This window comes from Bacillus sp. XT-4 (genome assembly GCF_050864245.1).
Classification (GTDB): Bacteria; Bacillota; Bacilli; order Bacillales; family Bacillaceae; genus Bacillus; species Bacillus altitudinis.
In genome coordinates this window covers 80,151-104,252 of record NZ_JBPAFI010000005.1, presented here as the reverse complement: position 1 = coordinate 104,252, position 24,102 = coordinate 80,151, and the positions used below count along the sequence as shown (strand labels likewise).

Genomic DNA, 24,102 nt, shown 5'->3' with positions numbered 1-24,102 from the left:
CATACAAAATGTAACCCCTTTTCACTGTCTGAATTACTGAGACGGTGATAACGAGAGAAAAGTTTACCTCGACTAGATATTCATGAACAATTTGTGAATATATATGTGAAAAGGATCACAAATGTATATTAAGTAGTATAATAAGATCATAAAGAAAATGTGAAATATTTCACATAATTTAAAAGGAGGCATCATCATGTTTACAAAATTCTTACAAACGAATGTATGGGCAGCGGTTATCCTTTTGGCAGCAAGACTTTATATCGGATGGACTTGGCTGACATCTGGTATTGGAAAACTAACAGGCGGATTCGATGCATCAGGATATTTGCAATTTGCCATAGCTGAACCTGTTGTGAAAGATGGACATCTTGTTTATCCGTTCTATGTCTGGTTTTTAGAAAATGTCGCGTTGCCAAATGCCGGACTCTTCAGTGCCATGGTCATGTGGGGAGAAATCTTAGTTGGTCTAGGACTAATTGTTGGATTGTTCACAACAACAGCAGCCTTTTTTGGAAGCGTGATGAATGTCTCTTTCTTACTAGCTGGAACCGTTTCTGTTAACCCGCTTCTTCTTCTGATCGCCGTCTTCATTATGGCAGCGAAAGGAAATGCCGGAAAACTTGGCCTTGATTATGTAGCAGGTCCAGTCCTTAAGCGAAAACTGAAAAGAAAGCCGCATTTAGAAGTGGCATCTTAATAAAAGAAAGCATCCTGAGCGAAAACTCAGGATGCTTTTTATTTAGGAACTGGCTTTGATGAGGTTAATATGCACCACAGTCAGCTCGTGCTGACTGATATCTGGATCATGTCCGACGATAAATTCGAGCTCATAATCACCGGTCTGATAAACGTATTTCTTCTCTTTTGTTTGTGGGATGGTGCTGACTGAATCTGCTGGTCCAAGATGTTTCTTTAATAGGGAAGGAGTCATTCCTCCGATATTCGTTTCTTTTTCTACATTTGTTCCAAAATAACGGATTTCGTTAATCTTGCCTTTTTTGTCATAGTGAAAAGCAAATCCAGGGTTGCCCATCTCAGCATGATACAAATCAAAGCCGCTTTGACCCGTTTCTGGATAAGGCTGTCCTAGTTTATGCCGAACGTCTTTTTTTGTTTGAACCCCTATTTTGAGTCCTTCTGCATAGTATGGCATTTGTCCTTTATGCGCCAGCTGATAGATGCTGTTTAGCGCTGCATTCGGCCCTTGAGGAATGGACTGTTCTGCCTGCGTTTGGGTCATGGCGTGCGCTGAAATCGATGGGCTGAAAGCAAATAAGGTGGAAGAAGCGAGTGAAGCGGTCACAACAAAAGCTGCTGTTTTTTTCATGATTAATCAATCCCTCCTTCTTCAACTATACCCGGTGTCATGCGGATCAAACGTAAAAAGCCCCAGCTGATCTTGGATCGGCTGGGGCCTTAAATGAGAAAGTTATTTGGAAGACGAGCTGGATTCATCTTTGGCGGAAGAGGAATCTTTTTCATCCTGTACTTTCTTTGTGTAGTCATAATCATTTCGCTCAATTGGTGTAAAGCCTTTAGGTTTGTAGAAACGGAGTAAATCTTCCGTGACAATCTTATCAGATGTCTCTAGCATCTTTTTCACCGTTTCGTTTTCTTGTGATGCCTTTTCAGTCGGCTCGATTTTTTCACCTGTTTTGTTGCTGTAATAGTTGTTGCCTACTTTCGTGTAGTCCTTAGACACGAAGTCTCCATTTCTAAATGGCACAAGCTCTTTAAAGTTCTTCGATAAGATATCAGAACCAGACATTAAATAGTTCTTTGTATCATCTCCGAGCAGGTGGAGAAGGGTAGGCGCAACATCCACTTCACCAGAGTATTTATGAATCTGTCCGCCTTTTACACCTGGCACATGGATAAAGAGCGGCACACGCATAAGCTGGGCATTTTCATAGTCTCCAATTTTTTCGCCAGTCACTTTTTCCATCGCTTCATTATGGTTTTCTGAAATGCCGTAATGGTCACCGTACATAATGACGACGGTATTGTCATAGAGACCAGATGTCTTCAAGTCATTAAAGAACTGTTCAATGGCTTCATCTAAATAATGAGCAGATTGGAAGTAGTTATCAACGACGGAGTCTCCGAAGTCGCCAGGTTCAAAATCAGTATCACCTTCATCCATACCAAATGGGAAGTGGTTTGACAGCGTAATGAATTTTGAATAAAACGGCTGTTTCAGATTTTCAAGCATTGGCATGGATTCTTTGAAGAACGGTTTGTCTTTCAATCCATAGTTCTTCGTATCTTGTTCATTCATATCGTAGTACTCAGAATCGTAAAATCTGTCATATCCAAAGGACTTAAACATTTCATTTCGGTTCCAGAACGTTTTCGTATTCCCGTGGAATTCTGCGGACGTGTATTGGTCCTTTTTCAAAATGCCAGGAAGTGCCTGATATGTGTTTTGAGCTTTGTTAATAAACACAGAGCCTTGTGATAATGGGAAAAGCCCCGTATCCATCATAAATTCCGCATCAGATGTCTTTCCTTGTCCTGTTTGATGGAAGAAGTTATCAAAATAAAACGTTTTGTTGTCATGGGCTAATGAATTGAGGAAAGGAGTGACCTCTTTTCCATTCACCTTGTAATCAATGACAAAGTTTTGCAGTGATTCAAGAGAAATTGTAATGACGTTCATGCCTTTCGCTTTCCCGTAATAAGCCGGGTTTGGATCAGCGCTATTCGCCTTTAGATAATTCTCTACATCTGTTACGTCACTTGAATTTGCCAGGGCACGCTGGCTGTTTGATTTCACATTTTGAATGGCATCAAACACCGTAAAATTATAAGCACCCAAGTATTTGACTAAATAATTGCGGTCGAACGATCTTGATAAAAGCTCTGGGCGATCAATTTCTGCTGCGATTAAGTTGACAACAAAAATCAGAACAGAGGACACAAGAACGAGTCTAAACGATTTTGTTTTTTGAACAGGTACTGTCGCTGTACTTGTTTGCTGCTGTCTTTTCATGCGGACTGCGAGTACGATCAAGATGATGGTATCGAGAAAGTAAAACATATCAGTCCAACGCATGAGTGAAAATGCACTATCACCTAATTGTCCGCCATTCGTTCCTGCCTGCATCACTGTAGGCAGCGTGATAAAGTCATTGAAGAATCGATAGTACACGATATTTGCGTAAAGTAAAAAAGACATGAAAAAGTGAATCACAATGATAGCGGCAGGCTGCCATTTTTTCTTGAACAATAAAGCAAAGCCAAGAAAGAACAAGCTGGAGCTAATAGGATTCACAAAAAGCAAAATATGCTGAAGCACATTTGATATACCAAGTTTAAATTCGATTAAATAAGCTGTATACGTCTTGAGCCATAACAAGATGGCTGCAATTACAAAGAAGCCGAGGCCCCTTTTTTGAATAAATGTTTTCATTTAAACACTCCTTTTCTCCGTTAAACGGAAGAGGCGGAACGAAAGAAAACGAACCATTAGAATATACCATGAAATGCACAAATAGAAAAGTCATAACCGGTGAGCACCTAAGGCAACCTGTCCGAGCTAGAAATGGGAAGACATCGAAAATATTCGATCTCCGAAAAACTTTTTGTGAAATTCATCCTAATAATTACAGAAAATTCTGTATTTTTCCTGTTGCTATATCAATAAAACAGGTAAAAAGACACAAGTCTAAAGAATTAATTTGATTTCTACAATGGTGTATTTAGGCGTATTTCCAGTGTTTATTAATGTTTATGCAGGTTAAGTAAAAAAAATGAATGAATAAACCGCTGAATTGTCTGGATAATAATTCCTTCAAGAAAGTATATTGATATATATTGTTGTTTCACAAACATAATGGTTTTGATGTGTATTGTAAGGGTTTTATTCTTTTTGAAGGGTGAACAAATTATCTAAATATACTTAAGTGAACAGTTCGACACTATAAACTTTTGAAATGGGGTCGATATAGACAGTGACAGGAAATCTTCCATTGAAAGGATTGATAGTATATGACTGTACGAGCACAGAACCTCGTTCAGAACTGGTTTCCGAGTGAGGACGGAAATGCAGAAGAGCGGAAAGAACTCATTAAATTAATGGAACAGATCATTTCAGGGGTCGATGACCTGAAGGATCCGAACCGTGCTCACCTAAAAGGTGAAAAGAATCGCGAGGAGGACTTTTACAAAAAGCTCACTGAAACAAGTCAAATTCCGATGAACGGACAACAAGCGGAACTTGTGAATGAAGAATTACTGAAGCTTTTACATAATCATCCATACCACACGAAGTATTTCTTCACGAACATTTTGCCAATGGCAAGTACACCAGGAATTCTAGGCATGCTGACGGCTATGCTGGTTAACGGAAACAACCTTTGGGATGTGTATGGACCAGCAGGTGCGGAAGCTGAGGTCAGAGTGGTCTCAATGATGTCTAAGCTCATCGGATATGATCCAAATGTGAGCGGGGGCTACACAACATGGGGAGGTCAAGGGGCTATTTTCTCGGGGCTTCGTTTAGCGATTGCGAAAGTTGCACCGGAGTCATTACGAAAAGGCGTCCCGCAAAATCTTTATGCGTTTTGTTCTGATGCAGCACATTACAGCTTATTTAAGTCAATGGAAGCAACAGGGATTGGCACAGACAACTTAATCAGAATTAAGACGAATAAAGATCATTCGATGGATATGGAAGATTTGCGTTGTCAAATGGAACGTGTTGCACAAAATGGCGGAATTCCCGTTTATATTGTGGCAACAACCGGAACAACAGATGCCATTGCAATTGATGATGTAAAAGGGGTGCGTGAAACGGCAGAAGCCATTGCTGAGAAGTATGGTCTCAAGGTGCCGCATATTCATGCAGATTCGGCGCTTGGTGGATTCTTTGCTTTCTTTAATGAGTATGATGTATCTGAAAACCCGCTGCAATTCTCAGACGGTGTTCTTCGTATGCTAAAAGAAATCAAAGCGAAATTCCAGCATCTTTCTCTTGCTGACACGATGTGTTTTGACTTTCAAAAACTCGGACAAACACCATACACATCTAGTTTATTCTTAGTGAAAAACGCTGCTGACTTAAAGCGTTTAGATCTGGAAGAACAAGAGACACCATATGTTGGACATAGAGGATACGGCGAATACCATACGGGTTATACACTGGAATGCTCAAGAATGGGAAGCTCCATCAGCATGCTAAGTGTGCTGCTAACGTTTGGAGTTGAAGGATACCAGCGCTTGCTCGGTCAATTTTTAGAGGTGAACCTTGCATTTAGAGAAGCACTTCGTCAGGAAATTCCACAAGCAGAAGTCGTCAATGATGACAATGTCGGAATGGCTACATTGTTTAGAATTTACCTAGACGGCTCTCCTCGTTTTAAGGAAGAAATATCTGGAGAAGCAACTGCTATGGAAATTGAGCGCAACAATGATTTGAACAAAATCCTCTTTGAAAAGCTTGGAGAGAAAAGAGACGAAATGTTCTTTGGTGATACAACGAAGTTTTTACAAGTCAATGCCAAAGAAGGTCAAGAATTCTATCTAAGTGTGAGTAAATTTTTTGTGATTTCACCTTATACGTTACCGGAGCATATCCCTCATATCGTATCTTATTTAAAAGATGTCATTGCATCTGTTTGTGGACAATTTGAAAGTGTAGAGGCTTAAATTAAAATTGAGAGTGGAGATGTAGAAAAAAATGGCGAAACAAAGGAAGTTTGGAGGACTTACGATATCCTCCAAAATCATGTCAGTCGTTGTCGTAACATTACTCGCAACCGTTGCATTATTCGTTCTAACATTTTATTTAGTTAGCCAGGATTTATCTTCCCAATTATTAAAGCAATTTGATTATCGATTAACAACAGATATTGATACAGCGAAAAAAGAAATCGATAATATTGATGGAAATGTCCTTAGCATTAGCGGGAAGGATGATCCCATTTATGTGGAGATCAAAAAGAAATTCACAGAACTACAAAAAGATCATACGCTTGAGAACTTATACGTGTTATCAAATAAGGGCGGCAAAGAAAGAATCATCGTACTAACAGGGCAAGACAATGATTTTGATCAAGATTATGTCTTTTCAGATGAAATGAAACAAGCTCTTTCTGAAGATAAAATGGTCAAAAGTGACATTTACGTTGATTCGTATGGGACTCATAAATCCGTCTTTTTACCAATTAAAGATTCAGGCGGTGAACTCACGGGGATTTTAGGAATTGACTTAGATGCCTCTGTTGTTCCAGCAACAACGAAAAAGCTGACAATTTATATCACAGTAGCATCTGCGATTGTGCTCATCGGCGGATTACTCTTCTCATTCTTCATGGGAAGAAGAATTGCAAAACCAGCACGCTCATTAATGGAATCAGCGGATCGAATTGCAGATGGTGATTTAACTGGCATGGTAGAAGTTCAAAGTAAAGATGAGATCGGTCAATTAGCGGCTTCCTTCCAGAAAATGCAGGGACGGATCAAAGAGCTTATTGGACAGATCTCAAACTCATCAAGTGAAGTGTCGAAAATGTCTTCACAGCTTCGCACAGTGACAACGGAATCTAGTCAAAGTGCACAACAAGTGTCAGAAGCGATGACGAATATGAGTGAAGGAATCAATGATTCAGTTGCAAACATTACAGACTGCACAACATCTGTTGCGGAAATCGATACTCAAATCGAAGGCGTGACAAAAGAAGTGGATGAAATGAAATCTGTTTCATCAAAAGTACAAGAGCAGTCAGAATCTGGTCAAAAATTGGTGCAGCATGTGCTTGAACATCTCAACATGTTACACGACATGATGACAAGCTCCAAGCAAGCGGCAGAAGAATTGCAATCACATTCAACAGAAATTGAAAGTGTCATCTCCATTATTACGGACATTTCAGCGCAAACGAATCTGCTTGCACTGAATGCTTCTATTGAAGCAGCACGTGTAGGAGAAGAAGGAAAAGGATTTGCTGTTGTGGCTGATGAAGTCCGTAAGTTAGCTGAACAGTCAGCTGATGCAGCTAAAACGGTCTCAGACTTAGTCATTGGCACACAGGAAAATAGTCAGCGTGTCCTTGAAAGCGTGGAGGAAAGCAGTAAAGCGGTGGAAGAAGGCCGGGAGCAAATGAAAGGCACCTCGCAGAACTTCGCTGGTATTTATGATGGAGTGTCTCAATTTGCAAGCAGAACGAACAATTTGCTTCAATCTATTCAGCAGGTAGAACGAGCATATCAAACAATTTCTACATCGATTGAACAAATTTCGGTCGTGTCAGAAGAACATGCGGCAAGCTCTCAAGAAGTAGCGGCAGCAACAGAACAGCAAAGTGCTGGCATGCAGCAAATTTCAAGTGCGATTGAACAGCTCTCTGACATGTCAGAGGACTTGGCACAAATGGTATCTACTTTTAAAATCGACAAAAAATAACGAGAAAGCTGGCTCTTGTGAGAGAGTCAGCTTTTTTGCTATGCTTAACCAAATATCAGACGATCTGAAAGGAGACGTGTCATGGATTTTGCGCAGAGATTGTCAGAAGAACGGATCAAAAAGGCAGGCGATGGACCATGGAGCTTTTGAAAGACTATCAGGCTTTGGGAAACCTCTGCCAAAGGATGATGCTGCTCATGTACCTGAAGAGCTGAGGATGGGCTATCGAATCATGAAAAATGCAGGCTTTGCCGGGGAAGAAACCGCTTTGAAAAAAGAACTAATGACGGTCAAAGAATTACTGAAAACGAGTATAGATGGAGAAGAAAGAAAAAAACTCTCTCTCATATGTGAGGAAAAACAGAAACGCCTCGATGAACTCACATCCAAGCGCCAAACGTTTGCTCGTCCAGCCTCCTCCTTTTATAAGAATAGGGTCTACGAAAAACTAACGGAGCATAAAAAAAGATGATGACACGCTGCCTCTCTGAGCACATTGAGGGAGCTTTTTTTATGAAAGCGCTACATTTTCTTATTGACTACATGTATATACAAATATAAAATATGAGGTGAACATGTATATACAAGTTTTGATTCTTTTTTCTTATAAAAAAACGATCTCGGAGGGGATAGCATGGCTGATTATCAGGCAGCGGCAGATCAGATTGTAAAAGCCATTGGCGGCAAAGAAAACATTGATCAAGCCACACATTGTGTGACAAGACTTCGTTTTGTGCTAAAAGATGAAGGTAAGGTGGATGAGAAAGCACTAGAACAAATTGATGAAGTGAAGGGATCTTTCTCAGCGAATGGCCAATACCAAGTGGTCATTGGTCAAGGAGTGGTGAATCGGGTTTATGCCGAAATGGTCAAACAGACGGGAATCGGCGAAGCGACAAAAGAGGACGTCAAGCGTGCCTCTGATCAGAAATTAAATCCTTTACAGCGTGCGGTGAAAACGCTTGCAGATATCTTCATTCCAATCCTTCCAGCTATCGTGACAGCCGGTTTATTGATGGGGATTAATAATATTTTAACAGCTCCTGATATTTTCTTTGATCAAAAATCCATTGTGGATGTGTATCCGGCATGGGCGGATTTAGCAAATATGATCAACTTGATTGCAGGTACTGCCTTTACCTTTTTGCCAGCATTAATCGGCTGGTCGGCTGTCAAGCGGTTTGGAGGTAATCCACTTTTAGGGATGGTCCTTGGACTGATGCTTGTACATCCAGATCTGTTGAATGCGTGGGGGTATGGAGCGGCGGAAAAGACAGGTGACATTCCTGTTTGGAATTTGTTTGGACTTGAAGTACAAAAGGTAGGTTACCAAGGGCAGGTTCTTCCGATACTCGTCGCCTCCTATTTACTCGCAAAGCTCGAATTATTTATAACAAAACGGACACCTGAAAGTATTCAGCTGTTAGTTGTTGCACCAATTACATTATTACTCATTGGATTTTTATCATTTATCGTCATTGGTCCCGTTACATTTGCGATCGGAAACGTTTTAACATCTGGACTCGTCACCGTATTCCAGCAATTCGCAGCACTTGGCGGTCTTTTATATGGCGGATTGTATGCAGCGTTAGTCATTACAGGGATGCATCATACGTTCCTAGCAGTCGATATTCAGCTGATTAACTCAAAACTGCACGGCACGTTCCTATGGCCAATGCTCGCCTTGTCTAATATTGCTCAAGGATCAGCGGCACTTGCGATGATGTTTGTCTTAAAAGATGAAAAGCAAAAAGGGCTCTCGCTGACATCAAGTATTTCTGCTTACTTGGGCATTACTGAACCGGCGATGTTTGGGGTGAACTTGCGCTATAGATTCCCGTTTATTTTTGCCCTGATCAGTTCAGGGATAGCTGGTATGTTTATTGCCTCACAAGGGGTACTGGCAAGTTCAGTCGGCGTTGGAGGCATTCCAGGAATCTTCTCGATCATTCCGAAATATTGGGGGGCATTTGCCATCGGAATGGTGATTGTGCTGATCGTCCCATTCATTGGTACCCTTTTATATGCAAAACTTAAAAAGAAGGATGTATCACAAGAACTTAACTAGTGGTGGTGAAGGAAATTGAATCAACAAACAAACGAACCGTGGTGGAAAAAAGCCGTGGTCTATCAAATCTATCCGAAGAGCTTTTTAGACACAACAGGCTCTGGTACAGGTGATATCAATGGCGTGACGAAAAAGCTCGACTATATCAAAGAGCTAGGGGCGGATTGTATTTGGCTGACCCCTATGTATGAGTCACCACAGCATGACAACGGTTATGATATTAGTGATTATACAAAAATACATGACATGTACGGCACAATGGCCGATTTTGAGCACATGCTGAAAGAAGCACATGAACGAGGGATTCGTGTCATCATGGATCTAGCCGTGAACCATACGTCGATTTTCCATGAGTGGTTTCAAGCCTCCCGAGAGTCCAAGGAGAACCCGTATCGAGACTATTATATTTGGAAGGAGCCGAAAGCGGACGGCTCTCCTCCGAATGATTGGCAGTCAAAGTTTGGCGGGCCAGCGTGGGAATTAGATGAAGCGACAGGTGACTATTATCTTCATTTATATGATGTTACCCAGGCAGACCTCAATTGGGAACATGATGAAGTGCGCAGGAAAGTATATGACATCATGCACTTTTGGTTTGAAAAAGGGATCGATGGATTCAGACTGGATGTCATCAATAACATTTCAAAGGATCAACGCTTTTTAGATGATGCCGGGCAATCAGTGCAAGGTGATGGACGTATGTACTATACAGATGGGCCGAGAATTCATGAATTTTTGCATGAAATGAACCAGGAAGTGTTTTCGAAATACGATAGCATGACCGTAGGGGAAATGTCTTCAACGAATATCGCAGACTGCATTCGGTATACAAGACCTGATCGGCAGGAGCTGGATATGACGTTTAATTTTCATCATTTAAAAGTCGACTATCCTAACGGTGAAAAGTGGGCCATTGCGCCATTTGATTTTCTAGAGTTGAAATCCATTCTGTCAGAATGGCAGATGAAAATGCATGAGGGTGGCGGCTGGAACGCACTCTTTTGGTGCAACCATGACCAGCCACGCATCGTGTCTAGATACGGTGATGATGGCACGTACCATCAGCAATCAGCGAAGATGCTGGCGACCACCATTCATTTGATGCAAGGCACTCCTTATATTTATCAAGGTGAAGAAATTGGGATGAAGAATCCTCGCTTTGAGGATATTTCGTCATACCGCGATATCGAATCACTCAATATGTACGAAGTCATGCTTGAAAAAGGGAAAACAAAGGAAGAAGCTTTGGCGATTTTACAGGTCAAATCAAGAGATAACGCAAGGACACCTATGCAATGGACGTCGGAAAAAAATGTGGGGTTCTCAAAAGGTACGTCTTGGATTGAACCAGCTCAAAACGGCATTTCAGTAGAAGCTGCCTTAAAAGATGAGACGTCGATTTTTTATCATTATCAAGCCCTTTGCAGGCTTCGTAAGGAACTTGATGTAATCACCTATGGGAGCTTTACTTTACTGCTGGCAGATGATCCAAAGGTGTTTGCGTATGTCCGAGAAGGCAAAGATGAGAAGATTCTCGTGATCAACCATTTTTATGCAGGCGAGACGGACTTTACTCTTCCAGATGAGCTTGCAAAGGATGTCAATGAAATGGAAGGGCAAGTTCTGCTGTCCAATTATGAGGATGTGCCGGCAGATATCAAGGGATTTACGTTGCGTCCATATGAGTCAATCGTTTATCATTTAACCAAACGCTAGTAAATGGGGCGGAAGGAAAATGAAAGAGAATAAGTTTCGAGTGATCTATGATCAGCTCGCAAGACGAATTGAACAAGGTGAATGGCAGGATAAAGGCATCCTCCCATCAGAACATGAGCTGTCTGTCATGTATGACACATCCCGTGAGACGGTGAGAAAGGCATTAAACATCCTTGTGCAAAATGGCTATATCCAAAAAATTCGTGGGAAAGGCTCAGTATTGCTGAACCGAGAGAAAATGCAGTTCCCAGTTTCGGGTCTTGTCAGCTTTAAAGAGCTTTCCCAAACGCTTGGACGCAAGACGGTAACAACGGTTCATGAGTTCGGTTTAATCAAGCCAGATCAGTATATTCAGTCTCAGCTGAAAATCAGTGGGCAGGAGGACGTTTGGGAAGTCATTCGCTCTCGCAATATTAGCGGAGAAGAAGTCATTTTAGACAAAGATTACTTTTTGCAAAAACATGTGCAGGTCTTGTCTAAGGACATTTGTGAAGGATCGATCTACGAGTATATTGAAGGAGAACTTGGGGTTTCGATTAGCTACGCACAAAAGGAATTTGTGGTCGAGCCATGTACAGAAGAGGATGAAAGGTATCTCGATTTGAACGGGTTTGATCATGTGGTGGTGGTGAAAAATTATGTGTTCTTGGAGGATACGAGTCTATTCCAATACACCGAAAGCCGCCACCGGCTAGATCGTTTCAGATTCGTGGATTTTGCTAGAAGAGAGAAGTAGACAGGGCCGAGGCTCTGTCTATTTCAGGTTTTAGGGAAACAAGAGCAACATTCTAGGAGGACAAATGATCAGACTGAATAGACCACTCAAATTACGAGATTTAGAAATTTTTAGCGTGATGAAAGATCACAGGATTTTATGTTATGTCATCATTGAAGACACACGAAAACCGTTTACGGAAGAAGATAGAAAATTAGAGCCATTATGTGATATGGATGAAGAAGACATTCAAGCGATTTTGAATGTGTTTCATATTTCAATTATCAGTGATGAAACATTAAATGAAGAAGATTTAACCCTTGTGAAATCCTACTTTGCTGAATTTGTGAATAACACGAACTTAACGAATTTCATTACGAGAGAATATGTTCAAAAGGATTTATATGCCGTTGATGATGAAGATGATATCACGTTCTTTAATAGAATGCTGCGTCATATAGGGTCAGAGGATGTGAAAGAATTTGATGACCGTCATTGGATGTATTTATCCCAAGATTGATAGTGAGATGGAAAAAGGACAGAGCCAATGCTCTGTCCTTTTCTATTAAGATGATACTTTGTCTCGTGTGCGCTTGCGCTGGTAGTAATAAAGGATACCGCCTGAGGCAAGCATGAGCAAGCCAATTAATACCGCTGTATACATCATCGTTGCGGTATTCGGCAGTGTGCCGCCTGGTAAGCCGCTTCCATCCTGATTTGGATCAGAACCGCCTGGAGCAGAAGTTCCACCGTCTCCGCCAGTTTGGTCTGGAGCTGTTCCAGCCGCTTCACTTTGATTGAGTACGGTGTATTCACTAAAGTGCTCCGTTTTACCTGAGACAATCCCGTTTACGAATGAACCGTTACTTGTTTTGGCATAGCGGTTTTTCTCACGATCGACATAATAGACACCTGGTTTTTTCGCTTTTTCAGGCGCATCTAATGTAAAGAACAGTGTGACGGGATCTTTAAAGGTAGACACATTTTTCTGATCTTGTTTGATTTGGAAATCGTAAGTGTCGGTTAATGCGTTTTTCACCTTATTTGTTTTTGCCATTGATATATCTGCTTGTTGCTCTGACAAATTGGAGAGCGGTAATGCTAGACCGACTTTGTCATGATAGATGGTGACGTTTGGATCGTGCTCTCGTTTCTTCAGTTCAGCTACTTGCCCTTTTGATAGAGACAATTGAACCTTTTTCGCTTCGGTTGCTTTGTCTAAATAGAGCAATGCTTTGTTCGTATGCTGCACATACGTTTGGAATTTCTCATCATCTTGAATGTCATAGGCGCCTTTTCCTTTCAAGCGAGGAAGGAATACTTCTTTCACTCGATGGTCGATGACTGGAGAAATATGACCGTCTGCCTGTTCAATTTGCTCTTTGAAAATTTCATAGTCAACATAGCCTAAGTCTTCACCATGAGACGCTTCTGTAAAGACGCTGTAGCCATCACCGCCTGTGCCGACAAATGCATTAGTCGCCACGCGGTATGTTTTCTGATCATCAATGTCAGTCAGATTGCCATTTTGATCTTTCAATTTGACATCAATCAGTCTGCTGCCAGCCGGTTTACTCAGTGTAAACGTATATTCAATGCCAGCTACATGAGGGAATGCGCCTCCGCCTTCTTCAATGCCTGAAAGACCTTGTTCAAGCGCTTTTTTAATTTGACTGCCTTTTAAATCTGCGACATATAGTGTGTTTCCAAAAGGCATCACCGTTAAAATATCCCCTAATGTGATATCTCCTTTTTCAATGCTGCCTCGAATACCGCCACCGTTTGTAATGGCAAGGTCAGCCCCAGCAGATTCTTGTGCTTTCTTTAACATGCCATCTGCAATAAAGTTTCCAAGGTTCGTTTCCTTTGCACGGACGTGTTCACGTTGTCCATCTAAAAAGACATCTGACGTCCCGACTTTTTCGGTTTTTAAATCTTGGATATCTGCCTTGTACTGATCAAGAATCGCTTTTGCGTCCGCATCTTCTTTCACAGAGTCGTCGATCGTGATGAGGTCAAAAGAAGATTCTTTTGGCTGTACGACGCCTTTTTTGTCAAAGGCCACGTCTACTTTTCCTAAAAATTGTCCGTAGTCTTTTACTTGCGCAACAATCGTTGGTTCTTTTTTATTGATGACCTTTAATTTTTCAACAAGGGTGTGGGTGTGACCACCAATGATGAGATCAATGCCATCTACTTTTTGAGCCAGTTCTAGATCACGGTTATAGCCAATATGTGTGAGCGCAATAATTTTATTGATTTTTTCCTCAGTTTGAATGGTTTTGACTGTTTCTTTTGCTTTTTTGTATGCATCTTGAAATTGAATGTTGGGACCACTGCTGGATGTAATGGCTGTGTCTTCAGTGGTTAGACCGAATACAGCGACCTTTTCACCATTTACGTCAAGTAGAATGTAAGGGTAAATGCCAGCTTCTTTTTTCTCACCAGCTTTAAATGTTGCTGGTTTTTTCACTAAATCGCTTAACTGTTTTTCCTTAGAGACATTCACGTTTGATGACACGATCGGGAAGTTCGGTTTTTCAAACTGGTGACGGTTTTTAGCATCTACGCTGGATGCATCACCTGTCAGGAATTGACGAAGGACAGATGGACCTTTGTCAAATTCATGATTCCCAAACGTCATGGCATCGTATTTCATTAAGTTCATCAGTTTCAGATCGGCAAGTCCTTGCCATTTTGTGAAATAGAGATCACCAGAGAAGACATCTCCAGCGTCTAATAAAATATTGTTTTCACTTTGGGCGCGAACTTCTTTGATCTTGGTTGCGCGTCTTGCTGCATCATCCAGATGGGCATGTGTATCGTTTGTATGCATCACCGTTAAATGCCAATTGTCTGTTGCAGGTGGTTCTGTTGTACCATCATCTTTAAACGCTAGCTTGTACACGCCAAGTCCGTCTGTGCTGGCATTTCGAATAAAGTCGACGCTGCTTGATTTCTCTGCGAACGGTTTTGCAAGTAGAGAAGATTCAAAGGTGACTGTTGCGCCTTTTACTGGTGCAATGGACCAGTTTTGATCTGCGCTTGGGTTAATGGTTTTTTGTTCAATAATATAATCCATCAGCACTTGGCGGTTCTCATCTGCTGAGGCAAGCACGACTTTATCTTGTGTGAGGTGCGGGAAGCCTCCGCCGCCAGATGCACGGTAGTTGTTTGTCACGACTAAAAATTCTTGATTGTCAGAAACGGGTTTTCCGTTGTAAGACAAGTTTTTGATGCGGTTCGCACTAGCGTTAATAAGTGTGCCCGTTGTGCTGTATTTAGTAGGCTGTGTGACATCTACTTGGTACGTCACACCATCGATCACATCAAAATTATATGAGCGGTATTCTTCGTTTAAAATAGGCTGTTCATTTGAAGTATTTGGTTTGATTTGGTTAAACTGACCTGCAGACATTTCAAGCCAGTCTTTTACTTCACTGCCCTTTAGTTTTACAATCTGTACGGTGTTATCGTAAAGATAGAGATCGCCGATGTTTTTAATCGCTAAATCACCTTTTGCGATATTTGTATAATAGTTCACACCGTTGCGTCCGCCGGCTTTAAATGGCGCACCCGCAGAGAGAATCGGCAAGTTTTTGTACGAAGTATCTTTCATTTTTTCTTGTGCATACCATTTCTGGGCATCTGTCACGATTTGAATAGAAGGGTCATCCATTACTTGAGCGAAAAAGCTGTTAATGTCTGCTTCTGTTTTTCCAACTGGCTTTCTGACGTAATCTAGGGTGTTTTGGTGAGTTGTTTGAATGGCATTTTTCACTGTACTGTTTTGAGATGTCACCCCGGCAACGGATTCGATTTTGCCTGTTCCGTCTGTGACTTTCCAGTTGCTGCCGTCTGGCTCTAGTGTTAAATCAATGACTCCGAGGTAGCTTCCCCAGTTTTTTGACATGACGACAGGAATGCCATTAATGGTTCCCTTTGCGACATCAAATTTGTCGACGCCGCTATATTCAGCGCTTGGGAATGTGCCATGCTGGTGGCCAGACACAATCGCATCAATGCCTTTTGTTTTCGTGGCAAGGTCAAAGATCATATTTTCTGATCCTTTAGGTGAAGCTGTTTTTTCAATTCCTGTATGAGCAAGAGCGACGATGACATCTGCGCCTTTTGCTTTCATTTCTGGAATGGTTTCATTGGCAGACTCCACAATATCTTGCACTTGAACTTGTCCATCTAAATGTTTCTTATCCCACGTCATAATTTGTGGTGGTACGAATCCTATGTAACCGACTTTCACAGTTTGGGAGGCTCCGTTTGCATCTTTAAAGGTTTTATCCTGAATGACATAAGGAGTAAATCGGTGTTCTCCGTTTAACTTTTTGACGTTCGCATTGACAATCGGGAAGTTGGCGCCCGCAATGGTACCGTCAAGAAAAGATAAACCGTAGTTAAATTCATGATTGCCGAGTGTACCTGCATCATATTTTAATTTGTTGAGTGTATGAATAATGGGGTGAACCTTTGTTTGATTGATGATGCTGTCTTTTTCATTTTTATAAACGTATTCTCCAAGAGGGGTTCCTTGAATCAGGTCTCCGTTATCAACAAGGAGTGTATTGGGATTTTGTGAACGGTGCTTGTCAATCAGCTCGGCTGTTTTTGCCAAACCGAATTCATTTGTTTCTTTGTCACTGTAGTAATCATAATTCATCATGTTCGCATGAACATCCGTTGTGGCTAAGATACTGACCTTTACGGCACTGCCGCTTTCTGTTTCTGCATGAGTAGGTACTGCTGGGAGAATGAGACTAATCAACATAATGGAAGTGAGCAGAATAGACAGGTTTTTCCTTCGTTTAGACCTATGTGCTTGCTTCTTCACCTGATCTCCGCCTTTCTAATTTTTTTGACCACAATACCTATTGTAGAAATGTTTCGTTAACTTTTGTAGTTATTTTTTGCAGATTATTGTAAAGATAACATAAATCATACGAATTACCTTGTTAAGGGAATGTGAATGAGTCTAAATGCTTATTTTTCTGAAAGGGGGTTTTCTCATAGGGATAGGATGTTTGATTTCAATTGGCGGGGGTATAGTGTGTAGTGTAAACGATAATCAAGCAGGAGGGTTTCTCATGGGTAAGAAAATTGCAGTTGTCTTAACAGATTACTTTGAGGATGTTGAATTCACCGAGCCTGCAAAAGCCTTTAAAGACGCAGGCCATGAGATCACAGTCATTGAAAACGAAAAAGGAAAAACAGTGAAAGGAAAGCAAGGAGAGGCAGAAGTAAGAGTCGATGCGTCTATCGATAACGTGAAACCAGAAGACTTCGATGCACTTCTGATTCCTGGCGGCTTCTCACCAGACATTCTGCGTGCGGATGATCGCTACGTGCAATTCACAAAAGCCTTTATGGACGAGAAAAAACCAGTATTTGCGATCTGTCATGGACCGCAATTGCTTATTACAGCGAAGACGCTGGAAGGAAGAGGCGCGACCGGCTATACATCCATTCAAGTAGATATGGAAAACGCAGGCGCCAAATTCAAAGATGAAGAAGTCGTCGTTTGTCAGGATCAGCTTGTCACAAGCCGTACACCTGATGACATTCCAGCATTTAACCGTGAATCATTAAAACTGCTCGCCAAATAAGTAGTTTTGACAGGATAAACAAAGCCAGCACCTTGCGAGGTGCTGGCTTTTTCTGTGCATGGATATAAGAAAGCGGCGTCAACCGCAATTCAGTATCAGGTGCACGATTATTTTCTTAAGCTTTTCAGCTCGCTTGCAATGGCTTGCATTTCACTTGGGCTGAATGAAGATTTTTTCATCACCATTTGGTGAAGAAATTCAATATCTTCATACTTATCTGGACTGAAGTCTTCTGCTTTGATGACTCCAATATTCAGCATATTGAGCTTTTGCGAAATGTCTTCAATCAGCTGATTGACTTCAGCCGCTTTTTGCTGTGACAAGGGCGGCACGTCCTTTCCTGCATGTGTCGAATAATATGTCTATTTTAACAGAAAAGCAAAAGAATAAAAGGGCTATTATGACGACACTGAAATGTTTTTTTCCTTTTTCTCCTCTTTGATCTTATCAATGATTCGTTTGGATTCAAACACCACAACACCTGATAAACCGATGAGTCCAATTAAGTTTGGAATGGCCATCAGTCCATTGAGCATATCTGCTACGCCCCAGACGAAGTCATTCTTAAACACGGCACCGAAAAAGACAGCTATCACAAACACGATACGATAATACATGACGTACGAATCCTTCGCCAAATATGTAAAGCATTTTTCCCCGTAATAGGACCAGCCAATGATGGTTGAATAAGCAAACAGGAGCAGCCCGATTGCCACGATGGTTGAGCCAGCTGGACCGAGGAAGTGAGCAAAGGATAACGAAGTAAGCGCATCACTTTTTTCTGTTAAATACATATCTGCCATGACAATCGTAATGCCAGTGATAGAACAAACAATGATGGTGTCAATAAACACTTGTGTCATAGAGACGAGAGCTTGACGGGCAGGCATATCCGTTTTCGCAGCCGCAGCAGCAATTGGTGCTGATCCAAGACCAGCTTCATTGGAAAAGACGCCTCGTGCAACACCCCAGCGAATAACGGTTCCAATCGCACCACCTGCCACGGCTTGACCTGTAAAAGCATCTGAGAAAATAAGACTGACTGCGCCAGGAACAAGATCAGCATTCATGACAAGAATGATGAGCCCGCAAATGACGTAAAATAAAGCCATGACTGGTACAAAAATAGATGTCACTCGGCCGATACTTTTAATTCCGCCTAAAATCACGAGTGCCGTAAAGGCGGTAATGATGATACCTGTTACCCAAGTTGGAATTTGAAAAGTAGAATTCATGACGCCTGAGATGGAATTAGACTGTACCAGGTTGCCGATCCCAAAGGCAGCACTGGCACCGAAAACAGCAAATAGCACCCCTAGCCATTTCTGTTTTAAGCCATGCTCTAAATAATACATAGGTCCGCCAGACATTTCGCCTTTTTCGTTTTTGACCCTGTATTTCACAGCCAGAACAGCTTCTGCAAACTTGGTGGCCATCCCGAAAAATGCAGCAAACCACATCCAAAATACTGCACCAGGACCACCTGCAATGACAGCTGAGGCAACACCGACGATATTCCCTGTACCGACAGTTGCAGCAAGAGCCGTCATTAATGCTTGGAAATGGGAGATATCTCCTTCTGATGTTTTGTCTTGTTTTGAAAAAGCGAGCTTTAAAGAATAAGGAAGTAATCTAATTTGAATGAAGAGAACGCGAAAGGTGAGGTAGATTCCAGTACCAACAATTAAAATCAACAGGGGAGGCCCCCACAAAAAATTGTTCATCGTCGTGACAAATTGCTCAATGATTCCCATCTAATGTCCCCCTTTGTTTGTGTAATTCTCCTAAAGTTTCTCCTGTTTTTGTGTAATTTGTCAATGCCGATGGGAGTTTTTCTTGCAAAGTTTCCAAAAGAAAAAGGGCTTGATATGATAGAGAAAAGGTTTTCCAAAGGGACTCTTAGGGAAAAGATAGGAGGAGAATGAAGGATGATTCATGTATTATTTGTATGCCTCGGCAATATTTGCAGGTCACCGATGGCAGAGGCGATGTTTAGAAAACGAGTCGAAGACGAAGGGCTGAGTGAACACTTTGTGATTGATTCAGCAGGCATTGGTGGCTGGCATCAAGGCAGTCCTCCGCATGAAGGAACACGAAAGCTGCTTGATGAAAAGGGTATCAGCTATGAAGGAATGACTGCAAGACAAATCATGGATAAGGATATCACCACATACGACTATATCATTGCGATGGATGCTGAAAATGTTGGCGCCCTCCGCAGTTTAGCCGGCTATGGAAAACATCACTTTATTGGCCGTCTTCTTGACTTTGTAGAAGACGACGATCGAGACGATGTGCCAGATCCTTATTACACTGGGAACTTTGAGGAAGTACATGATTTAATTGAAACAGGAATTGATCGTTTTTTGACGTATGTAAAAAAAGAGAAACACCTTTAACTGAAAGGAGATCAGATGAGATGGAAGAGAACAAACAAATCGTGCTTCGGGGAGCTGTTATAGGCGCAGCCTGCGGCATATTGCTGACATTATTTCATCGTCCAACAAGAACTGCACTGAAAGAAAAATGGAATGACTGCCAGCAAAAGCTGGATGAATACCGCCTAGAGCCTGGCAAGATGTCTGCTTGCGTGAAGGAAAAAATGGAAGATACGAAGCAATTGATGAGAACGGTCTCAGATGATTTGTCTTTTCTGAATGAACAGGTGAATCAGTTAAAGGAAACAACACCAAAGGTATTAGAGATTATTGAAGAAACAAAGGATCACTTTCAAAAGAAACAGAAAGATTGATCATTGGAGATGAGGCGTATGGGTTTTGTTAAAGCGTTAATAGGACGCTTTTTGCTGCATGAAGGACCAGCAAAATCAGCTGAACTTGCGTATTTCTTTTTGCTTTCATTATTTCCGTTTCTCATCTTCGTGCTGACGCTTGTTGGTTATTTGCCGCTGACATCAAAGGATGTTCTAAGTGTCATTTCTGGTTATGCGCCAGAGGGAGCGCTTTCGATGATTGAATCCATTGCCGAAGAGACGCTGAATAACCGTAACGGCGGATTGTTGTCATTCGGGATTATTGCGGCACTCTGGTCTGCATCAAACGGCATTAATGCGGTGGTCAGAGCATTTAACCACGCTTACGAAGTTGAGGAAAATCGTTCCTTCATTCTCGTACGTTTAACATCGATCATCTTAACCATTGCGATGGTGCTTACGATTATTTTTGCCTTGATGCTGCCTGTCTTTGGAAAAGAGCTTGGTTTATTCGTTGCCAAATTAGTAGGGCAGTCAGATGCGTTTCTCACCATTTGGACCGCCATGAGATGGATTATTAGTCCACTGATTTTACTGATTGTTTTTACATCCCTATATTATTTTGCCCCTAACATCAGGCTGAAATTGAAATTTGTGCTGCCGGGTGCCATATTTGCCTCTGTTGGCTGGATTCTCGTCAGCATGCTATTCTCATTTTATGTAGGCGAATTTGCCAACTATAGTGCGATGTACGGAAGCATTGGGGGAATCATTATATTAATGATCTGGTTTTATTTAACCGGCATTATGATCATCCTCGGCGGCGAGCTCAATGCGCTTTTACATAAGCGTAAAATCGTACCAGGCAAGGTGTGAAGAAATCCGGGCATCCTAAAGGAGAACGAACATGTTCAATCTTGACGGATGGGGGAATACCGAATGTCTAAACAATCGAAAAAAGGCGGAAGCAACACAAAACAAAACAAAGGCCATCAGCCAAAGCACAAAACAAGCGGAAGTGCGAATGGGCAAAATGGGTATCACTAGATGAAAAAACTCCTCTGCATAGGTGCAGGGGAGTTTTTAATGAGAAATGGATTCGTTTGGAGTGTCAACCACTGCCAGCGTCTTTCCAAATCGAACACAACAAAACACAAATAAAATCACAATGCTGACAAGGTAAAGTAAATTCATGCCCTCGAACGTCTGCACAAAGAATCCGCCAAGAACCGGACCGAGAATACTTCCTGCACTAAACGCCATCCCGCACATCAAATTCCCAGCAGGCAGCAGATGCTTTGGCAATAAGTCCGTCATATAACTGATGCCAAGTGAGAAGGTCGAACCTACAGCCATACCGGCGATAAAGAAACAGATCGCAACAGCCAAAACGGACTGAATGAAAATCCCTGCTAAAAGGAAAAAGAATGAACCGACGAGTGTCACGACTAAAATCATGCGGCGTCTGCCGAAACGGTCACTCAGCATCCCGAGAGGAAGCTGAAAAACAATACTCCCAATCGCAAACGCAGGTAAAATAAACGCAACAGCATCTATCGTCACCCCGCTTCTCAGCGCATACACAGGGAAGTTACTATTGAGCGTCGTTTCTAAAAAGCCATAGCAAAACGGCATCATAAACGCTACCCAGCCAAATTGAAACGCCTTCTTGAAGCGCTTCAAACTATTTGTCTGCTCTGACGTCTGCATTTCACCTGTATCAGGATATGTATTTTTTAAAACAAACACAAGCAGCCAAATACACAAACTAACTGCACCAGACACAATAAACGGCAAGGATGGATTGATTTCAATGAGTGGTGTTAAAAAAGGGCCAGCGGCAAAACCGAGTCCAAAGGATAACCCATACAATGAAATATTTCGCCCGCGATTTCTAGATGATGAGGCATAGGTTACCCACGTCTGTGTGGAGAAATGAAGCATATGATCACCGATGCCGATCATCAGCCGCAAGAAGAACCAGACGACATAAGATTCAATAAAGACAAAGCTAAACAAACTTAAAAAGACAGCAGCGCCCCCAATGACGATCAATGGTTTAAATCCGAAGCGGCGCAGCGGCGCTTCCATAAAAGGAGACGCAAGCAGCACGCCGATATATAAACCGGTGGCATGCAGTCCGTTTAACGTCGGGGAAGTGCCGGCATGTTCGAAAATAATCGAAATAACTGGCAGTAACGCTCCCTGTGAAAAACCAGATACGGATACAAGTAAAATTAAAATCATAAAATGAATTCTCGACATAAGAAGCTCCTTACAAGTTCATGCTTTCATCGTACAATGGAACCATAGGGGTTTCAATAGAAAGGTGGAAAAGGAATGAAGCTGATATACGAAAATGATCGGTGGGTCGCAAATGCTGATCAAAGGCAGCTGTCTATTTCGGGAAATGAAGAAGCGGGATACAGGCCGTATCAATTGTTCACCTCGGCTATTGCGGGCTGTTTTGGAGAAATGGTCATTCATGTATGCCGAAAAAAACGAATATTCTATCAAGGGCTGACCATTACACCTGAAACGACAAGAGAAGGAACTGTAAACAAAATCACTCATATTCATTTACATATGATCTTTGAAAGCATCAGCATCTCTGATGAACAGCTGGAAAAAGTAATGAAACTTGCGTTGAAGCATTGTTCCATGGTGCAATCCGTGAAAGGAACGATCGATATCACCCTTTCACACGAACGAATCTAAATGTATATGATGCCGGCACTCACGAAAGAATAACAGTCAGATATGATGTAAAGGAGATTGGCTGTATGAATCGTTTGTTTCTAGTGATTGTCGCAATCGGTGTTCCATTATCTGTAATTGGCAGTTTTCTTCATTTCCCGCAGGCTGTCATGTTCGCCGTCTATTGTATCGCCATCATCGGTCTTGCAAGTTATATGGGAAGAGCGACAGAGAGTCTTGCCATTATAGCGGGACCAAGAATTGGCGGTTTGTTAAACGCTACTTTTGGAAATGCAGTGGAATTAATCATTTCATTTTTTGCATTAAAACAAGGACTCACTGCCATTGTCCTTGCTTCACTCACTGGCTCAGTGATTGGCAATTTACTGCTCGTGGCTGGACTGTCCTTTTTCGTTGGCGGATTGAAATTTAAACGACAAGAGTTCAACGTCCACGATGCAAGGCATAACTCTGGGCTGCTTATGTTTGCGATTATTGTGGCATTTGTCATTCCAGAAGTCTTTTCCATGGGGATGGCAGAAGATCGTCAATTTGTTTTAAGTATCGGCATTAGCATCGTGATGATTTTGCTTTATGTCGCAGCACTCTATTTCAAACTGGTCAGCCACAGAGGTGTTTATGTTGCCAAGCAGGAAATTGCGGAAGGGAAAGCCGCGACGGAAGAAGAAACACCAGAATGGTCGGGGAAGTTTGCCACGGCGATTTTACTCCTTGCGACAATTGCTGTGGCGTATATTTCAGAGCGGCTCGTCCATACATTTGACACAGTCGGACAACAGTTTGGCTGGAGTGAACTGTTTATCGGGGTCATCATTGTTGCGATTGTCGGTAATGCAGCAGAACACGCATCTGCCGTCATTATGGCGTATAAAAACAAAATGGATGTCGCGGTCGAAATTGCTTTCGGTTCTACGCTTCAAGTCGCCATGATGGTCGCACCGATCCTTGTGATCAGCTCTCTGTTTTTTGAAAAGCAAATGCCACTGATCTTCTCATTACCAGAGCTCATTGCCATGGCATCCTCTGTTTTACTAACGGTCATCCTTTCAAATGATGGGGATACGAACTGGTTTGAAGGTGCTACATTGCTCGCTGCCTATTTCATTATGGCGATTGGATTTTTCCTTTTATAATCTTTTGTGGATA

19 protein-coding genes and 1 pseudogene are annotated in these 24,102 nt (G+C 41.9%); 14 read left to right on the top strand and 6 right to left on the bottom strand.

The genetic code is table 11. The features are described 5' to 3' along the window. Nucleotides 1-196 precede the first annotated feature (196 nt). Entirely contained in the window at nt 197-700 is a 504-nt protein-coding gene (locus ACRRMM_RS14505) for a DoxX family protein (RefSeq protein ID WP_007496570.1), read from the top strand. 42 nt (nt 701-742) lie between these two features. Here the strand turns inward: ACRRMM_RS14505 and ACRRMM_RS14500 are convergent, their stop codons facing one another. Both ACRRMM_RS14500 and ACRRMM_RS14495 read right to left on the bottom strand, forming a co-directional pair. Further along, complete coding sequence (locus tag ACRRMM_RS14500; RefSeq protein WP_268358981.1) at nt 743-1,330, bottom strand: YjgB family protein; 588 nt, start codon at nt 1,328-1,330, stop codon at nt 743-745. Nucleotides 1,331-1,432: 102 nt separating this feature from the next. Then, nucleotides 1,433-3,415 carry an LTA synthase family protein gene (locus ACRRMM_RS14495; RefSeq protein WP_008341764.1) on the bottom strand — a complete coding sequence of 661 codons (1,983 nt, stop codon included), beginning with the start codon at nt 3,413-3,415 and terminating at the stop codon, nt 1,433-1,435. Between the two features lie 578 nt (nt 3,416-3,993). Between ACRRMM_RS14495 and ACRRMM_RS14490 the strand changes: the two genes are divergently transcribed. The 7 genes and pseudogenes from ACRRMM_RS14490 (at nt 3,994) to ACRRMM_RS14460 (ending at nt 12,427) form a co-directional block, all read left to right on the top strand. After that, nucleotides 3,994-5,652, top strand: a complete 1,659-nt coding sequence (locus ACRRMM_RS14490) for a pyridoxal phosphate-dependent decarboxylase family protein (RefSeq protein ID WP_216943055.1) — start codon at nt 3,994-3,996, stop codon at nt 5,650-5,652. Nucleotides 5,653-5,683: 31 nt separating this feature from the next. Further along, nucleotides 5,684-7,408, top strand: a complete 1,725-nt coding sequence (locus ACRRMM_RS14485; protein WP_341002467.1) for a methyl-accepting chemotaxis protein — start codon at nt 5,684-5,686, stop codon at nt 7,406-7,408. Nucleotides 7,409-7,489: 81 nt separating this feature from the next. Then, nucleotides 7,490-7,880: pseudogene (locus ACRRMM_RS14480) on the top strand (DUF1992 domain-containing protein). A 162-nt stretch (nt 7,881-8,042) separates the two neighbouring features. Then, a complete protein-coding gene (gene treP / locus ACRRMM_RS14475) occupies nt 8,043-9,476 on the top strand; it encodes a PTS system trehalose-specific EIIBC component (protein ID WP_017358785.1) in 1,434 nt (477 codons plus the stop codon). 15 nt (nt 9,477-9,491) lie between these two features. Then, nucleotides 9,492-11,192, top strand: coding sequence for an alpha,alpha-phosphotrehalase (gene treC / locus ACRRMM_RS14470; protein WP_428828822.1), 1,701 nt, complete (start codon nt 9,492-9,494; stop codon nt 11,190-11,192). 19 nt (nt 11,193-11,211) lie between these two features. Then, the gene (gene treR, locus ACRRMM_RS14465) at nt 11,212-11,928 is read left to right on the top strand and encodes a trehalose operon repressor (RefSeq protein WP_007496585.1); all 717 of its coding nucleotides are present in this window, start codon (nt 11,212-11,214) and stop codon (nt 11,926-11,928) included. A gap of 64 nt (nt 11,929-11,992) precedes the next feature. Then, complete coding sequence (locus ACRRMM_RS14460) at nt 11,993-12,427, top strand: terpene synthase (RefSeq protein WP_428828823.1); 435 nt, start codon at nt 11,993-11,995, stop codon at nt 12,425-12,427. A gap of 45 nt (nt 12,428-12,472) precedes the next feature. On the opposite strand, the gene ACRRMM_RS14455 is transcribed toward ACRRMM_RS14460, so the two are convergent. Beyond that, nucleotides 12,473-16,753, bottom strand: a complete 4,281-nt coding sequence (locus ACRRMM_RS14455) for a multifunctional 2',3'-cyclic-nucleotide 2'-phosphodiesterase/3'-nucleotidase/5'-nucleotidase (protein ID WP_428828824.1) — start codon at nt 16,751-16,753, stop codon at nt 12,473-12,475. A 253-nt stretch (nt 16,754-17,006) separates the two neighbouring features. Here ACRRMM_RS14455 and ACRRMM_RS14450 point away from each other — a divergent pair, with 253 nt between their 5' ends. Then, nucleotides 17,007-17,525: a type 1 glutamine amidotransferase domain-containing protein gene (locus ACRRMM_RS14450; RefSeq protein WP_007496591.1), complete on the top strand. Its 519-nt coding sequence runs from the start codon at nt 17,007-17,009 to the stop codon at nt 17,523-17,525. Between the two features lie 107 nt (nt 17,526-17,632). Here ACRRMM_RS14450 and ACRRMM_RS14445 read toward each other — a convergent pair whose 3' ends face one another. Continuing rightward, complete coding sequence (locus tag ACRRMM_RS14445; protein ID WP_008341757.1) at nt 17,633-17,848, bottom strand: DUF1128 domain-containing protein; 216 nt, start codon at nt 17,846-17,848, stop codon at nt 17,633-17,635. Between the two features lie 75 nt (nt 17,849-17,923). Next, nucleotides 17,924-19,279 carry an alanine/glycine:cation symporter family protein gene (locus tag ACRRMM_RS14440; protein WP_007496593.1) on the bottom strand — a complete coding sequence of 452 codons (1,356 nt, stop codon included), beginning with the start codon at nt 19,277-19,279 and terminating at the stop codon, nt 17,924-17,926. Nucleotides 19,280-19,453: 174 nt separating this feature from the next. Here ACRRMM_RS14440 and ACRRMM_RS14435 point away from each other — a divergent pair, with 174 nt between their 5' ends. The 3 genes from ACRRMM_RS14435 to ACRRMM_RS14425 are packed head-to-tail and all read left to right on the top strand — an operon-like array spanning nt 19,454 to nt 21,114. After that, nucleotides 19,454-19,924, top strand: a complete 471-nt coding sequence (locus ACRRMM_RS14435; RefSeq protein WP_008341755.1) for a low molecular weight protein-tyrosine-phosphatase — start codon at nt 19,454-19,456, stop codon at nt 19,922-19,924. Nucleotides 19,925-19,944: 20 nt separating this feature from the next. After that, nucleotides 19,945-20,277, top strand: coding sequence for a hypothetical protein (locus tag ACRRMM_RS14430; protein ID WP_428828825.1), 333 nt, complete (start codon nt 19,945-19,947; stop codon nt 20,275-20,277). A gap of 18 nt (nt 20,278-20,295) precedes the next feature. Continuing rightward, nucleotides 20,296-21,114, top strand: a complete 819-nt coding sequence (locus ACRRMM_RS14425) for a YihY/virulence factor BrkB family protein (protein WP_008341753.1) — start codon at nt 20,296-20,298, stop codon at nt 21,112-21,114. A 207-nt stretch (nt 21,115-21,321) separates the two neighbouring features. On the opposite strand, the gene ACRRMM_RS14420 is transcribed toward ACRRMM_RS14425, so the two are convergent. Then, the gene (locus ACRRMM_RS14420) at nt 21,322-22,503 is read right to left on the bottom strand and encodes an MFS transporter (protein WP_046342950.1); all 1,182 of its coding nucleotides are present in this window, start codon (nt 22,501-22,503) and stop codon (nt 21,322-21,324) included. A gap of 75 nt (nt 22,504-22,578) precedes the next feature. On the opposite strand from ACRRMM_RS14420, the gene ACRRMM_RS14415 reads away from it, so the two are divergent. Further along, the gene (locus tag ACRRMM_RS14415; RefSeq protein WP_428828826.1) at nt 22,579-22,956 is read left to right on the top strand and encodes an OsmC family protein; all 378 of its coding nucleotides are present in this window, start codon (nt 22,579-22,581) and stop codon (nt 22,954-22,956) included. Between the two features lie 65 nt (nt 22,957-23,021). Then, the gene (gene cax / locus ACRRMM_RS14410; protein WP_428828827.1) at nt 23,022-24,089 is read left to right on the top strand and encodes a calcium/proton exchanger; all 1,068 of its coding nucleotides are present in this window, start codon (nt 23,022-23,024) and stop codon (nt 24,087-24,089) included. Nucleotides 24,090-24,102: the final 13 nt, after the last annotated feature.

What these genes read in the sequence shown, in the direction of transcription:
- ACRRMM_RS14415 (WP_428828826.1), top strand. Translation starts at nt 22,579, where the DNA reads ATGAAGCTGATATACGAAAATGATCGGTGGGTCGCAAATGCTGATCAA.
- cax (WP_428828827.1), top strand. Translation starts at nt 23,022, where the DNA reads ATGAATCGTTTGTTTCTAGTGATTGTCGCAATCGGTGTTCCATTATCT.
- treR (WP_007496585.1), top strand. Translation starts at nt 11,212, where the DNA reads ATGAAAGAGAATAAGTTTCGAGTGATCTATGATCAGCTCGCAAGACGA.
- ACRRMM_RS14425 (WP_008341753.1), top strand. Translation starts at nt 20,296, where the DNA reads ATGGGTTTTGTTAAAGCGTTAATAGGACGCTTTTTGCTGCATGAAGGA.
- ACRRMM_RS14420 (WP_046342950.1), bottom strand. Translation starts at nt 22,503, where the DNA reads ATGTCGAGAATTCATTTTATGATTTTAATTTTACTTGTATCCGTATCT.
- ACRRMM_RS14460 (WP_428828823.1), top strand. Translation starts at nt 11,993, where the DNA reads ATGATCAGACTGAATAGACCACTCAAATTACGAGATTTAGAAATTTTT.
- ACRRMM_RS14485 (WP_341002467.1), top strand. Translation starts at nt 5,684, where the DNA reads ATGGCGAAACAAAGGAAGTTTGGAGGACTTACGATATCCTCCAAAATC.
- treP (WP_017358785.1), top strand. Translation starts at nt 8,043, where the DNA reads ATGGCTGATTATCAGGCAGCGGCAGATCAGATTGTAAAAGCCATTGGC.
- ACRRMM_RS14490 (WP_216943055.1), top strand. Translation starts at nt 3,994, where the DNA reads ATGACTGTACGAGCACAGAACCTCGTTCAGAACTGGTTTCCGAGTGAG.
- ACRRMM_RS14440 (WP_007496593.1), bottom strand. Translation starts at nt 19,279, where the DNA reads ATGGGAATCATTGAGCAATTTGTCACGACGATGAACAATTTTTTGTGG.
- ACRRMM_RS14495 (WP_008341764.1), bottom strand. Translation starts at nt 3,415, where the DNA reads ATGAAAACATTTATTCAAAAAAGGGGCCTCGGCTTCTTTGTAATTGCA.
- ACRRMM_RS14500 (WP_268358981.1), bottom strand. Translation starts at nt 1,330, where the DNA reads ATGAAAAAAACAGCAGCTTTTGTTGTGACCGCTTCACTCGCTTCTTCC.
- ACRRMM_RS14435 (WP_008341755.1), top strand. Translation starts at nt 19,454, where the DNA reads ATGATTCATGTATTATTTGTATGCCTCGGCAATATTTGCAGGTCACCG.
- ACRRMM_RS14430 (WP_428828825.1), top strand. Translation starts at nt 19,945, where the DNA reads ATGGAAGAGAACAAACAAATCGTGCTTCGGGGAGCTGTTATAGGCGCA.
- ACRRMM_RS14450 (WP_007496591.1), top strand. Translation starts at nt 17,007, where the DNA reads ATGGGTAAGAAAATTGCAGTTGTCTTAACAGATTACTTTGAGGATGTT.
- ACRRMM_RS14505 (WP_007496570.1), top strand. Translation starts at nt 197, where the DNA reads ATGTTTACAAAATTCTTACAAACGAATGTATGGGCAGCGGTTATCCTT.